Source organism: Pantoea phyllosphaerae, assembly GCF_051025595.1.
Taxonomy (GTDB): Bacteria; Pseudomonadota; Gammaproteobacteria; order Enterobacterales; family Enterobacteriaceae; genus Pantoea.
Window position 1 is genome coordinate 343,019 of record NZ_JBPFDE010000001.1, and the last position, 13,470, is coordinate 356,488.

The following is a 13,470-nucleotide window of genomic DNA, read 5'->3' on the forward strand; positions in this document are numbered from 1 at the left end:
CATTGACGCACTTATCGCGCTGCGGCGCGATCTGCATGCCCACCCGGAGCTGGGCTATCAGGAGAGGCGCACCAGCGACATCGTGGCGCGCTTTCTGCATCAGCTGGGGCTGGAGGTTCATCGCGGCATCGGCCAGACCGGCGTGGTCGGCGTGCTGAGGCGCGGCGACAGTGCGCGCGTTATTGGCCTGCGCGCCGATATGGACGCGCTGCCGATGCAGGATCAGGGCGATGCCCCCTGGAAAAGCGGGGCGGAAAACCTCTGCCACGCCTGCGGCCACGACGGCCATACCGTGATGCTGCTCGGCGCGGCGCAGCAGCTGGCCGACGCCGAGGATCTCAACGGCACCCTCTGCTTTATCTTTCAACCGGCGGAAGAGGGGCTGGCGGGCGCGAAGGCGATGATCGACGACGGCCTGTTCAGCCGCTTCCCCTGCGACGCGGTCTACGCGCTGCACAACTGGCCGGAACTGCCGCTCGGTGAGGTGCAGACGCGGCCCGGCGCGATCATGGCGGCGGCGGATCGCTTCGATATTACCGTGAAGGGCGGCGGCGGCCATGCCGCGCAGCCGCATCTGACGCGCGACACGCTGCTGGCCGCCAGCGAGCTGGTGGTGCAGCTTAATACGCTGGTGGCGCGCGCCATCGATCCCTGCGAGGCGGCGCTGCTGAGCGTGACGCGCATACAGGGCGGCTTTTCGCACAATATGATCCCGGCGGAAGCGTCAATAACCGGCACGGTGCGCACCTTTAGCCCGGCGGCGCAGGAGAGGCTTGAAGCGCGGCTGCGCGAGATGGCGCGCCACGTCACCGCCGCGCACGGGCTGGAAGCCGAGGTCAGCTATCTACGCTACTACCCGGCGACCATCAACAGCGACGCTGAAGCGATGCTGGCGCTGGAGGCGCTCGGCGAGGCGGGCTTTACCGCCAGCGTCGCGCGACAGCCCGCGCTGACCTCGGAGGATTTCGCCTTTATGCTACAGGCGAAGCCTGGCGCCTGTCTTTGGATCGGCTCCGCGCCTTCTCGGCCGCTGCACCACTCCGCCTACGACTTTAATGACGCGCTCATCCCTTATGGTGTGCGCGCCTGGACAGCGCTCGCCCGACGCGCGCTGCGTTAAGAAATTTCCCTGCTGAAAGGGCACGCATTTTGACAGGATATGCCGCAGCACTACCCATAACGGCAGCATGCGAAACCAGTGGGTTGCGATACTTGAGCCAACCGAACGTTACGTGGATGAGGGTTTAAAATGCAGAATATCATGGCCGAACAACAGACCTATTCAGACAACAGTTTGCTGCTGGACGCGCGCGAGCAGAATGTGCCTCGCGGGGTGGTCACCGCGCACCCGCTGGTGATTGAGCGGGCAAAAGGCAGCGAAGTCTGGGACGTCGAGGGCAACCGCTATCTCGACTTCGTCGGCGGTATCGGCGTGCTCAACGTCGGGCACAACCATCCGGCGGTGGTCAATGCGGTAACGCGTCAGCTGGGCCTGGTCTCCCACGCCTGTTTCCAGGTGGTGGCCTACCCGGGCTACATCGAGCTGGCGCAGCGCCTTAACCGGCTGGTGGGCGGTGGCGAGGCGTACAAAAGCGTCTTCTTTACCAGCGGCGCAGAGGCGGTAGAGAACGCGATCAAAATTGCCCGCTCGCACACCAACCGCTCCGGCGTCATTGCTTTCGACGGCGCATTCCACGGCCGCACGCTGCTTGGCGTCACGCTAACCGGTATGAGCCAGCCCTATAAGCAGAATTTTGGCCCGTTCCCGGCGGATATCTATCGCCTGCCGTTTCCTAATCCGCTGCACGGCGTAACGGAGGTGGATTGCCTGAAGGCGCTGGAACAGCTTTTCGCCGTGCAGATCGCGCCGGAGCGCGTGGCGGCGATCATTATCGAACCGGTGCAGGGCGACGGCGGCTTCCTGCCAGCCGGACCGGCGTTTATGCAGGCGCTGCGCCGCATTACCGAGCAGCACGGCATCGTGCTGATCTGCGATGAGGTGCAGACCGGCTTTGGCCGCACCGGCAAGATGTTCGCCTTCCAGCACCTGAATATCAAACCCGATCTGGTCACGGTGGCGAAAAGCCTCGGCGGCGGTTTGCCGATCTCCGGCGTGGTGGGCAAGGCGGCGATCATGGACGCGCCGACGCCGGGCGGCCTGGGCGGCACCTACGGCGGCAACGCGCTGGGCTGCGCGGCGGCGCTGGCGGTGCTCGATCTGCTGGAGCACGACAACCTGCTGGCGCGAGCGAATGTGCTGGGCGAACAGCTGCTGGCGCGGCTGCAGCTGCTGGCGGAGAAGTACGCCTGCATCGGTGACGTGCGCGGCCTGGGCTTTATGCTGGCGGTGGAGATCCTCGATTTTGAAACCGGCAAGCCGGACGCCGCGCTGACGCAGAAGATCCTCGACAGCGCCTGTCAGGAAGGGCTGCTGCTGATCAAATGCGGCGTTCAGCGCAATGTGGTGCGCTTCCTGGCGCCGCTGGTTACCACCGATTCACAGCTGGAGGAGGCGCTGCATATTTTCGATATTGCGCTGGCGCGTGCCACCGGTCGTCTGGGCTGACGCTATCTTCCTCATTGATATTGCTGGAATAATTATAATTTTTACTGATGGATAACGCGCGCGTTACCGCTGGCGCTGGCGGCGCAAAGCGTGTTATACCATCAGCACGTCCTGCACAATTGGTTAACAATGAGGGGTGGTATGAACGGCTTAATGAAACTTGACCGCATCGACATCAACATCCTGGTGCAACTGCAAAAAGATGGCCGTATCAGCAATGTTAATCTCGCCGATGCCGTGGGACTCTCGCCCAGCCCCTGCCTGCAGCGCGTCAAGCGCCTTGAGCAGGCGGGCTTTATCACCGGCTACGAAGCCCATATCAATCTCACCAAAATCACCGACTCGGTCACGGTCTTTACCGAAGTGACGCTCTCCGGCCATCGTCGCGAAGATTTTATGAAGTTTGAGAGCGCGCTGCGCGACGTGGACGAGCTGATGGAGTGCCATCTGATTACCGGCGGCTACGACTATCTGCTGCGTTTTATCACCCGCAGCATTGAGCACTATCAGGAAGTGATTGAGAAGATGCTGGATGCGCAAATTGGCATCGACAAATACTTCAGCTATATCGTGATCAAATCGCCGGTCATGAAGAGCAGCGTGCCGCTGCGCTCGCTGATTACCCGTCAGAATGATGTGCTGGGGGCGCTGTAGCTTTCAACGCGTGCTGGCTGAAATGGGATTAACCGTCTCTGACCTGGTACGCATCACCCTGACTAAGGTCGCCAAAGAAAAGGCGCTGCCTTTTGCTATGCGCATTCCCAATGACATCACAGCCAGCAGTATCGAAGCGAGTGAGCAAGGGAAAGGCGTGAAAAAAGCGAAAGATGAAAAGGATCTGTTTGACCAGTCAGGCATTTAGCAGGGCATCGCGACGAGAAGGAAACCTCATGGATAAGCAAAGGGAAATTGCCTACTCAAGCCAGTTCTACAAAGACGGAAGGGCAACTATAACGGCTACAGAGATGCGCATATTGAACCCGACTGGCTACTGATCGACAAAATCACAAATGAGCGAGTCAGGTTCGAAAGAACCGGCACGCACGCCGACCTGTTTTAACAAAGCGCCTCTCTCTGTTCAGCTCCGCAATGGGGCCTTATTAAGCCCGCAGCCAGCCTCTTTCACGCAGCATAAAATTTCTTTTCTACTCTTTTTTCACCGCATTTGACCGGTTCACCGCGTCTCTTCAGCCGCGTCGGCTGATGCCGCGCGCTTACTATAAGCCCATGTCGCCACAAGGAGTTATTTATGACCGCACCGATCATTGCCGACCATCTCTGGCAGCGCGACGATTTTACCCTTTCAACTAAACGAACGCGGCTGGATATGGACTGGATCCACCTCCAGCTTGCCGAGCGGTCTTACTGGGCGAAAGGGCAAACGCGCGCCGCCACCGAGCGGGCAATCGCCGCATCGCTGCCCTTCGGGCTCTATCACGTTGACGCGCAAATCGGTTTTGGTCGCCTGATTACCGACTACACCCGCTTCGGCTGGCTGTGCGACGTGATTATCGATGAGGCGTGGCGCGGACATGGCCTGGGCAGCTGGCTGGCAAGCTGCGTGCGCGAGCATCCGGAGCTGGCCACGGTGCGGCGCTGGATGCTGTCGACAAACGATGCCCATCAGCTCTACCAGCGGCTTGGCTGGCGCGTGGTGCAGGAGCCGCACAAGCTGATGGAATTCCCTCCCTCCTGACTCTGGAGTGACACAGATGCGTTACCGCGTTGGCGTGGATATTGGCGGATCCTTTACCGATTTCGCCGTGCTGGATCGGCAAACCAATCAGATCCATACCCTGAAAGTGCTGTCGCGGCCCGATGCGCCGGGCAGCGAAATTCTTACCGGACTGGCGCAGTTCGCCGAGCGCGATGGCCTGGATCCGGCAGAGATTGGCTACTTTACCCACGGCACCACGGTCGGCATCAACGCGGTGATCCAGCGGCGCGGCGTCCGGCTGGCGCTGTTCGCCACCGCCGGCTTTTGCGACGTGCTGGAGCTGGCGCGGCTGAAAATTCCCCATATCCACGATCTCTTCTCTCGCCGGCCCGCGCCGCTGATTAGCCGCGACCGCGTCTTCGCCATTCACGAGCGCACCGACCGCGACGGCAAGGTGCTGCAGCCCGTGGATCGCGGTAGCGTGCTGGCCGCTATTGAGGGGGCGCGCGCGGCAGGCTGTCAGGGCATTGTGGTGGCGCTGCTGCACAGCTATCGCAACCGGTGCAATGAGGCGGCGGTGAAGGCGATCGTCGAAGAGGTCTCGCCCGACCTGCTGACCTCCTGCTCCGCCGATATCTGGCCGATTATCCGCGAATATGAGCGCACCATCACCGCCACCATCAACGCCTACGTGCAGCCGATGGTGATCAACTATCTGGAGAAGTTTGAAGGCGCGCTGCGCGCCAGAGGCGTGACCGTGCCGCCGCGCATCACTAAATCCAACGGCGGCGTGATGGGCGTCGAGCAGGCGAAGCGCGAATGCGTGCAGATGGTGCTCTCCGGCACCGCCTCGGGCGTGATTGGCGCCAGCTATCTCGCCAGCGCCTGCGGCTTCGACCGCATCCTGAGCCTGGATATCGGCGGGACCAGCGCCGACGTGGCGGTGATCGTTAACGGCGAGGTGGCGCAGGGCAACGGCGAGATCATCGGCGACTTCCCAATCTATATCCCGTCGGTGGCGGTGACTTCTGTCGGACAGGGCGGCGGCTCGCTGGCGTGGATCGACGAGCAGGGCGTGATGCAGATGGGGCCGGAGAGCGCCGGTTCGCTGCCCGGCCCGGTCTGCTTCCAGCGCGGCGGCACTCAGCCGACCGCCACCGACGCGTTCGCCGCCTGCGGCATGATCGGCCATGGCGATCTCGGCTACCACGCCGTGCAGGTGGATGTCGCCGCTGCGCGCGCCGCCTGGCAGCCGCTGGCCGATCGCCTGGGCGTCTCGGTAGAACAAACCGCCGAAACCGCCATCGAACTGGCGATCTCCAGCATGTATGGCGATACCAGCGGCCTGCTGTCGCGCTTCGGCCTCGATCCGCGCGAATTCTGGTTCCTCGCCTTCGGCGGCGCCGGGCCGATGATGGGCTGTTTTCTGGCGCGCGAACTCAATATGAAAGGCGTTATCGTGCCGCCAACGCCGGGCGTGCTCTCGGCGCTGGGCGGGCTGGTGGCGGATATTCGCAACGACTTTATCCGCACGCTGTATGGCGATCTGAACGCGCAGCTGGCGGACCGGCTCGCCTCCGAAGCGGAGAGCCTGAGCCAGCGGGCGCAGGCCTGGCTGGCGGCCGAGCACGGCAAGGAGATGCCTTTTACGCTGCAGTTCAGCGCCGATATGCGCTATCGCGGCCAGTCGTTCGAAATCGACGTCCCGCTGGAGGCGGCGTGGCTGGCGAGCGCCGACGTGGCGGCGCTGCACGCGGCGTTCGACCAGCAGCATCACCAGCTGTTTGGCCACAGCGACGGCGCCGCGCCGGTGCAGCTTATCAACCTGCGGCTGGTTATCGCCTCGCCCACGCCGAAGCCCGCCCTGAATCGTCCTGCGGCGGCCAGCGGGCCGGTGCAGGTGGCGAAGCAGGTTCAGGCGTGGATAGACGGTGCCTTTCATCAGGTCGATCTGGTGCTGCGCGCGACGCTGCGTCCCGGCCATCGGCTGCGCGGGCCGGTTATCGTGGCGCAGGACGACTGCACCACCTGCGTGCCGCCGCGCATGCAGGTTGAGGTGGACAGCTTCGGCAATCTGTTAATTACCCCGCTGAGCGAGGAGACGTAATCGTGGCTATCGACGGACGTAATCTGCAAATACTCGCCAACTACTGCGCGGCGGCAGCCGACGCCATGGCCTTTACCCTGATGCGCACCGCGCACTCCACCTTTGTGAAGGAGACGGAGGACTTCTCCTGCCAAATCGTCAGCCGGGACGGGCTGGCGTTCGCCTCGCCGCGCAGCTTTGGCGCGCCCTGGTACAGCGGCATCGACTATGCGCCGGTGCTGACGCTGATCGACCACTACGACGAAGGCGACATCTGCATTACCAACGACGCCTATGCGGGCAACGTCGCCACCCATTCGCCCGATATTCATATCTGGAAGCCGGTCTTTTACCACGGCGAAATCCTCTGCTTTGTGGTCGGCCATATCCACAATACTGATATCGGCGGCGCGGTACCTGCCTCGCTGTCGCGCTCGCTGACCGATATCGTGCAGGAAGGCATTCGCATCCCGCCGCTGAAAATCATGCGTAACGGCGAGCTAAACGAGGATGTGGCGCGCATTTTGCGACTGAACGTGCGCGTGCCGGAACAGAACTGGGGCGACTTCAACGCGCAAATCGCCTCGGTCAACATCGGCGAACGCAAGATCCACGAGATTGTCGCTCGCTTCGGCGCGGCGGATTTCCTGCAGGGCGTCGAAGGCATCCTCGACTACGCCGAACAGCAGGCGCGCGCCATTATCCGTACCATTCCCGACGGCGAATATGTCTACGCCGATTACGCCGATGAAGATGGCGAAGGCGGCTATCCCTGCCGTATCGTCGTTACGCTGCGGGTGCGCGAAGAGACGCTGGAGCTGGACTATACCGGCAGCGATCCGCAGCTCGCCTCGTCGCTGAATATGCCGACCGGCGGGCGCGAGCGCCATCCGCTGGCGCTGGTGGGGGTGACCTATGTGCTCTCGACGCTGGACCGGCGGCTATTGCTGAACGCCGGCACGCTGCGCCCGACGCGCGCCATCCTGCCGCCGGGCACGGTGATGAACTGCGAAGCGCCCGCCGCCGTCGGCATGCGCTCGCTCACCTGCGCGCTGTCGCAAATCGCCACCGTCGGCGTCTTTTCGCTGGCGCTGCCGACGCGGCTTCCGGCGAACTCGCCGGGCGGCAACTCAATTATGAATATCCGCACGCTGGACGCGCGCAACCGTAGCGTAGTCGCCTCGCTCGGGCCGGTCGGCGGCGGCGCGGGCGGCACGCCGCGCCACGACGGACCGGACGGCTCGGGCGGATTGTCGGCGTTCCTGAAAAACACCCCGATTGAGATCAATGAAGCGGAGGTGCCCATCCGCTTCCTGCGCTACGGCCTGGCGGCCGACAGCGCCGGCGCCGGACGCTTTCGCGGCGGGCTGGCAACCGAAATGGCCTTTGAGATCTTCACGCCGGAAACCATTGTCACCGCGCGCAACCGCAACCGCTCGCTGTTCGCCTCGGCGGGCGCGGCGGGCGGCCGCGCGGGCGGGCTTTCTCATTTTCGCACCCTGCGTGACGGCAAGACGCTGGAGCACGGCAACCGCGACGTGATCCACTGCCAGCCGGGCGATGTGGTCGAGGTGCGCGGGCCAGGGGCGGGCGGCTATGGGCTGCCGTCGCAGCGCGACGTTGAGGCGGTGCTCAATGACGTGCGCTGCGGCTTCCTCAGCGCGGCGGCGGCGCGCGCGCAGTACGGCGTGGCGCTAGCGGACGGCGAGCTGGACGAGGCGGCGACGGCGCAACTGCGCGCCGCGATGCCGCAGCAGGTCGAGGCGCATTTTCATCACGGCGCGGCGCGCCAGGCATTTGAGGCAATCTGGACGCCGGAGCGCTACCGTTCGCTTACCCTCTTTCTCGCCGCCGCGCCGATCAGCTGGCGTCATTTTCTCAAAACCCAGGTGTTTCGCGCCGTGGAGCAGGCAGGGGAAGCGGCGGATATGGCGCAAATATTCAGCGAGTTACGGCTGCGCTTTTCCGCATTAGCAGGCGAATAGGCCGGATTGTCGTCTACCCTTACTCTCTGACACGGATTTTCACCGAGGGGACAACGATGAGCATGAAAACCAGCGATTTCTTTGTGCAACGGCTAAAAGCCTGGGGCGTGACCCGTATTTACGGCTATCCCGGCGACGGCATCAACGGCGTGCTCGGCGCCATTCAGCGCGCCAATGAGAAGGGCGACGGCATTGAATTTATCCAGGTGCGGCACGAAGAGATGGCGGCCTTTATGGCGGCCGGGCACGCCAAGTTTACCGGCGAGCTGGGCGTCTGCCTTTCGACCGGCGGGCCGGGGGCGACCCATCTGCTGACCGGCCTCTACGACGCCAAAATGGATCACGCGCCGGTGCTGGCGATTGCCGGCCAGGCGGAGGTGACGGCGCGCGGTGCCAGCTATCAGCAGGAGATGAACCTGGATCGCGTCTTCGCCGACGTCGCCAACTTTGTGCAGGAGGCGGCCGCGCCGGCGCAGGTGCGTCATCTGGTCGATCGCGGCGTGCGCATCGCCAAAGCGCAAAACGGCGTGGCGGTAGTGATCGTGCCGAAGGATATTCAGGACGAACCCTGGGAAGCGCCGAAGCATCTGCACGGCTTTACCCACTCCGGCCCAGGCTATCAGCGGCCGAAAGTGGTGCCTTATGAGGCTGACCTGCAGCGCGCCGCCGAGGTGCTCAACGCCGGGAAAAAAGTCGCCATTCTCATCGGTGCGGGCGCGCGCGGCGCGGCGGTGGAAGTGGTGCAGGCCGCCAACGTGCTGGCGGCGGGCGTCGCCAAGGCGCTGCTCGGCAAAGACGTGCTGCCGGACGACGCCCCCTTCGTCACCGGCTCTATCGGCCTGCTCGGCACCAAACCTTCGTGGGAGCTGATGCAGAACTGCGACACGCTGCTGATGATCGGCAGCGGCTTCCCCTGGACCGAGTTCCTGCCGGAAGAGGGCAAGGCGCGCGCGGTGCAGATTGATATCGACCCGGCGATGCTTGGCCTGCGCTATCCGTGTGAGGTGAACCTGCACGGCGACGCGGCGGAGACCCTGCGCGCGCTGCTGCCGCTGCTGGAGCATAAAGAGGACCGCAGCTGGCAGGAGAAGATTGCGGTGCAGGTGCGCGACTGGTGGAAAGTGATGGAGGATCGCGCCCACGCGCCCGCCAACCCGGTTAACCCGCAGCGCGTGGTCTGGGAGATGTCGCCGCAGCTGCCCGACAACGCCATCGTCACCTCCGACTCCGGCTCCTGCGCCAACTGGTTCGCCCGCGACTATCGCGTCAAGCAGGGCCAGCGCGCCACGCTCTCGGGCGGGCTCGCCTGCATGGGCGCGGCGGTGCCTTACGCCATTGCCGCGAAATTTGCCCATCCCGACAAACCGGTGGTAGCGCTGGTCGGCGACGGCGCGATGCAGATGAACAATATGGCGGAGCTGATCACCATCCAGAAATACTGGCAGCAGTGGCGCGATCCGCGCCTTATCGTCTGCGTCTTCAACAACCAGGACCTGAACCAGGTCACCTGGGAGCAGCGCGTCATGGAGGGCAATGCGCGCTTCGAGGCGACGCAGCAGCTGCCGGACGTTCGCTACGCCCAGTTTGCCGAGTCGCTTGGCCTGCAGGGCATCTTCGTCGACAACCCGGATGAGCTGGAAGAGGCGTGGCGACGCGCGCTGAGCGCCGATCGTCCGGTGGTGCTGGAGGTGAAAACCGATCCGGAAGTGGCGCCGCTGCCGCCTCACATCACCTTTAAACAGGCGAAAGCCTTTATGAGCTCAATGGCGAAGGGCGATCGCGGCGCGGCGCAGATCATCAGCGACACCGCCAGCCAGCTGCTGCATAAAAAGTAACAGGCACGAAGCGTTAAGCGGCCCGGTCGCGGGCCGCTACGCTTACCCACTCTCTTTCCCCAGGCCGTTCGCGTCGGGGTTCAGGCGATTCGCCACTAATCAGTTTGGGAGTCACTCATGGCTACAGATAACAATCCGGTGTGGTTTATTTCAGGATGTTCGACAGGTTTTGGTCGCGAACTGGCGCAGCAGACCATTGCGCGCGGCTTCAACGTGGTGGTGACGGCGCGCGACACCGCGAAAGTCGCCGACCTGGTGGAAGGCCACAGCAACGCGCTGGCAGTGGCGCTCGATGTGACCGACCAGGCGAGCATCGAGGGTGCGGTCAGGGCGGCGCTGGAAAAATTCGGCACTGTCGACGTGCTGGTGAATAACGCCGGCTACGGCTACCAGAGCTCGGTGGAGGAGGGTGAGGAGCAGGCGATCCGCGATCAGTTCGACGCCAACGTTTTCGGCCTCTTCGCCCTGACGCGCGCGGTGCTGCCGACCATGCGCCAGCAGCGCCGCGGCCACATCATCAATATTACCTCGGTGGCGGGCTTTATCGGCTTCGCCAGCTCCGGCTACTACTCCGCCAGCAAGCACGCGGTCGAGGGCTGGTCCGATTCGCTGGCGCAGGAGACCGCGCCGCTCGGCCTTCACGTCACCTGCGTTGAGCCGGGCCCGTTCCGCACCGACTGGGCTGGCCGCTCGCTGCATCAGACGCCGAGCAGGCTGCCGGAGTACGCCGACACCGCGGCGGCGCGCATGAAGGCGACCTCAGAATACAGCGGCACGCAGAAGGGCGATCCGGCGCGCGCGGCGCAGGCGATGATTGCCATTACCGAGCGCGATGATCCGCCGCGCCATCTGGTGATGGGCGCCTGGGGCTACGACGCGGTGACGGCAAAGCTGAAAGAGCGGCTGGCGCAGATTGAAGCCTGGAAGCAGACCGCTGTCGACACCGATTTCCCGGAATAGCTGACAGGCGCGCTGGCTGCCAGCGCGCCTGTTTCAGCGCATCCAGTCGCCCAGCCGCTCAAGCGGCACCGCCTGGCTGAACAGATAACCCTGGAGCTGATTGCAGCCCGCGTCGGCCAGCGCGTTCATCTGTCCCGGCGTTTCGACCCCTTCCGCCGTCACCGTCAGCCCCATCGCATGTCCCAGCTTCACCACCGACTCGATAATCGCCACCGAATTCTCCGCCACCCCCAGCGACTGGGTAAAGGAGCGGTCGATCTTGATTTTGTCCACCGGAAAGGTGCTGAGATAGTTGAGGCTGGAGTAGCCGGTGCCGAAATCATCCAGCGCGATACGGAAACCGGCGTCGCGCAGCGCAATGATAATGGCGCGCGCCTCATGCTCATCCTCTATCAGCACCCCTTCGGTGATCTCCAGCTCAATCCGCTGGGGATCGCCGCCGCTTTCGCGCACGATCTCCACCATGCGCGCCACAAACCCCGTGGCGCGGAACTGCACCGGCGAGACGTTCACCGCCACCATCAAGTCGGGAAAGCGCTGCTGCGTCAGGCAGGCTTCGCGCAGCACCCATTCGCCCAGCGGGATAATCAGCCCGGTCTCTTCGGCGATAGCGATAAAGTCGCCCGGCGGAATGGCGCCGCGCGTCGGATGATCCCAGCGCAGCAGCGCCTCGACGGCCACCATATTTTTGCCGTCAATATCCATCAGCGGCTGGTACCAGACCGCCAGGCCCTGATAGTTTTGCAGCGCGGCGCGCAGATCGGCGGCGATGCTTTGCCGCGTGCGGATCGACTCGTCCATCACCCGTTCAAACTGCCGGTATTTGCCGCGCCCGCTGCTTTTCGCCTCGTAGAGCGCGATGTCCGCTTTGCGCAACAGCTCCTGACGATCGACCCCATCCTTCGGCGCCAGCACCAGCCCGATGCTGGCGCCGCTCCACACTTCGCTGCCAAACAGCGGAAAAGGCTGGCTGAGCGCGTCGAGAATACGCTGCGCCAGCGCCTCGACCTGCCCGATATTGTCCACTTCCGGCATCACCACAAGAAATTCGTCGCCGCCAATGCGCCCCACGGTATCGCAGGGGCGCATCAGGCTGGCGAGACGATGGGCCACGGCGATAATCAGCTCGTCACCGGCGTGATGGCCGTAGGTATCGTTGATGTTTTTAAAGCGATCGAGGTCAATCAGCATCAGCGCCACGCGCTGCTCGTGGCGCGTCGCCAGCGCCAGCGCCTGGGTCAGGCGATCCTCCACCAGCGCGCGGTTCGGCAGGCCGGTCAGCACGTCATGGAACGCCAGGTGCAGCGCCTGCGCTTCGCTGGCGCCGAGCTTCAGCATCGACTGCGACAGGTTAAAGGAAGAGGTCCAGAGCCGCCGCACCATATAGAGGCAGAGCAGCGTCACCACCAGCACGGCAATGCCGGTTGAGGGACCGATGGCGCGCAGCATCTCCGCGCCGGGCCGTGCTGGATCCCAGTTGATATAGCCGACCTCGCCGTCCGTCTGCGAGGTCAGCATAAAGCGGGCCGGCGCGACGGGCGGGGCGCCGGGGTCGGAGAAGTGCAGCCCCTTGAGCTGGCTGCGCTCCGCCAGGGCGGCGAGGTAGCCGTCGTCGAGATATTTCAGGCTCACCAGCATGAAGCGGGGCGCGGCCTGCGCCTCGCGGCGGATGGCACCCGTCGCCAGCGCCGCCACGCGTCCGTCGACGCGGGCGAGATCCGCCGCCTCCTGCTGCGCTGCTGCGCGTAGCTGCGCGCTGGCTAAAATCGCCTGCACGCCAGCATCGCGCGCCGGATCGGTCAGCAGCACGCCGTTACGCCATGTCCGCACCGGTCGACGCGCCTCATCCAGCACCATAATCAGCTGGTGGCCGAACATCTCGTAGAGCCAGCGGCCGACGTTATCATCCAGCCAGCGCAGATCGGGCTGCGCCGCGTCGAGATGCGTCTGCAGCGGCGTCCAGCGCGACAGGCTCTGCAGCTGGCGCTGATGTTCCGCCAGGCTCTGGGCAAAAGAGGCCTCAATCATGCGCTGCTGCTGCGCCTGCGCTTTCTGGTTAGTGATAGCGGTACTGAGAAAAAGGCCGGTTGCGGCGCCCGCCAGCGTCAGCAGCAGGATCGCCGCCAGCGGCAGCAGCACTTCACGAATAAAACTGCCGCGCAGGCCCGCGGAAAGTTTGGCGCTATTAATCATTTTGGTTTTTCACGTAGCAAGGATATATCAGTTAATAGCCTGGCAGAAATCCCCCAGCCTGCACGCTGTCTGACGCGCAAGGTTGTTATTGATAACGCGCCAAAAATTGGGCCGCGCCGCGCAGGCGAAACCGTTCAGCAGCGTTAATTGATCGTGCCGCGTCTGGCCGCGCCTCTGTCTGACATTCA

8 protein-coding genes and 3 pseudogenes are annotated in these 13,470 nt (G+C 63.8%); 10 read left to right on the top strand and 1 reads right to left on the bottom strand.

Annotation, left to right across the window (positions count from 1 at the left end):
- Position 1 precedes the first annotated feature (1 nt).
- The 10 genes and pseudogenes from ACR6A7_RS01530 to ACR6A7_RS01575 all read left to right on the top strand — a co-directional run bounded on the left by ACR6A7_RS01530 (position 2) and on the right by ACR6A7_RS01575 (position 11,089).
- Positions 2-1,136, top strand: a pseudogene (locus tag ACR6A7_RS01530) (M20 aminoacylase family protein).
- A gap of 113 nt (positions 1,137-1,249) precedes the next feature.
- Complete coding sequence (gene gabT / locus ACR6A7_RS01535) at positions 1,250-2,566, top strand: 4-aminobutyrate--2-oxoglutarate transaminase (protein ID WP_434122994.1); 1,317 nt, start codon at positions 1,250-1,252, stop codon at positions 2,564-2,566.
- Between the two features lie 141 nt (positions 2,567-2,707).
- The gene (locus ACR6A7_RS01540) at positions 2,708-3,220 is read left to right on the top strand and encodes an Lrp/AsnC family transcriptional regulator (RefSeq protein ID WP_033749932.1); all 513 of its coding nucleotides are present in this window, start codon (positions 2,708-2,710) and stop codon (positions 3,218-3,220) included.
- Positions 3,221-3,230: 10 nt separating this feature from the next.
- A pseudogene (locus ACR6A7_RS01545) lies at positions 3,231-3,428 on the top strand (type II toxin-antitoxin system RelB/DinJ family antitoxin); the annotation flags it as partial.
- Positions 3,429-3,506: 78 nt separating this feature from the next.
- Positions 3,507-3,626 (top strand): annotated as a pseudogene (locus ACR6A7_RS01550) (type II toxin-antitoxin system mRNA interferase toxin, RelE/StbE family); the annotation flags it as partial.
- Positions 3,627-3,815: 189 nt separating this feature from the next.
- Positions 3,816-4,262: a GNAT family N-acetyltransferase gene (locus tag ACR6A7_RS01555; RefSeq protein ID WP_434122995.1), complete on the top strand. Its 447-nt coding sequence runs from the start codon at positions 3,816-3,818 to the stop codon at positions 4,260-4,262.
- Between the two features lie 16 nt (positions 4,263-4,278).
- Positions 4,279-6,330 carry a hydantoinase/oxoprolinase family protein gene (locus tag ACR6A7_RS01560; protein WP_434122996.1) on the top strand — a complete coding sequence of 684 codons (2,052 nt, stop codon included), beginning with the start codon at positions 4,279-4,281 and terminating at the stop codon, positions 6,328-6,330.
- A 2-nt stretch (positions 6,331-6,332) separates the two neighbouring features.
- On the top strand, positions 6,333-8,294 hold the full coding sequence (locus ACR6A7_RS01565) for a hydantoinase B/oxoprolinase family protein (protein ID WP_434122997.1): 1,962 nt from the start codon (positions 6,333-6,335) through the stop codon (positions 8,292-8,294).
- A 56-nt stretch (positions 8,295-8,350) separates the two neighbouring features.
- Positions 8,351-10,129 carry a thiamine pyrophosphate-requiring protein gene (locus ACR6A7_RS01570; RefSeq protein ID WP_434122998.1) on the top strand — a complete coding sequence of 593 codons (1,779 nt, stop codon included), beginning with the start codon at positions 8,351-8,353 and terminating at the stop codon, positions 10,127-10,129.
- A gap of 117 nt (positions 10,130-10,246) precedes the next feature.
- Positions 10,247-11,089, top strand: a complete 843-nt coding sequence (locus ACR6A7_RS01575) for an oxidoreductase (RefSeq protein ID WP_434122999.1) — start codon at positions 10,247-10,249, stop codon at positions 11,087-11,089.
- A 33-nt stretch (positions 11,090-11,122) separates the two neighbouring features.
- Here the strand turns inward: ACR6A7_RS01575 and ACR6A7_RS01580 are convergent, their stop codons facing one another.
- Positions 11,123-13,282 carry a putative bifunctional diguanylate cyclase/phosphodiesterase gene (locus ACR6A7_RS01580; RefSeq protein ID WP_434123001.1) on the bottom strand — a complete coding sequence of 720 codons (2,160 nt, stop codon included), beginning with the start codon at positions 13,280-13,282 and terminating at the stop codon, positions 11,123-11,125.
- Between the last annotated feature and the right edge of the window lie 188 nt (positions 13,283-13,470).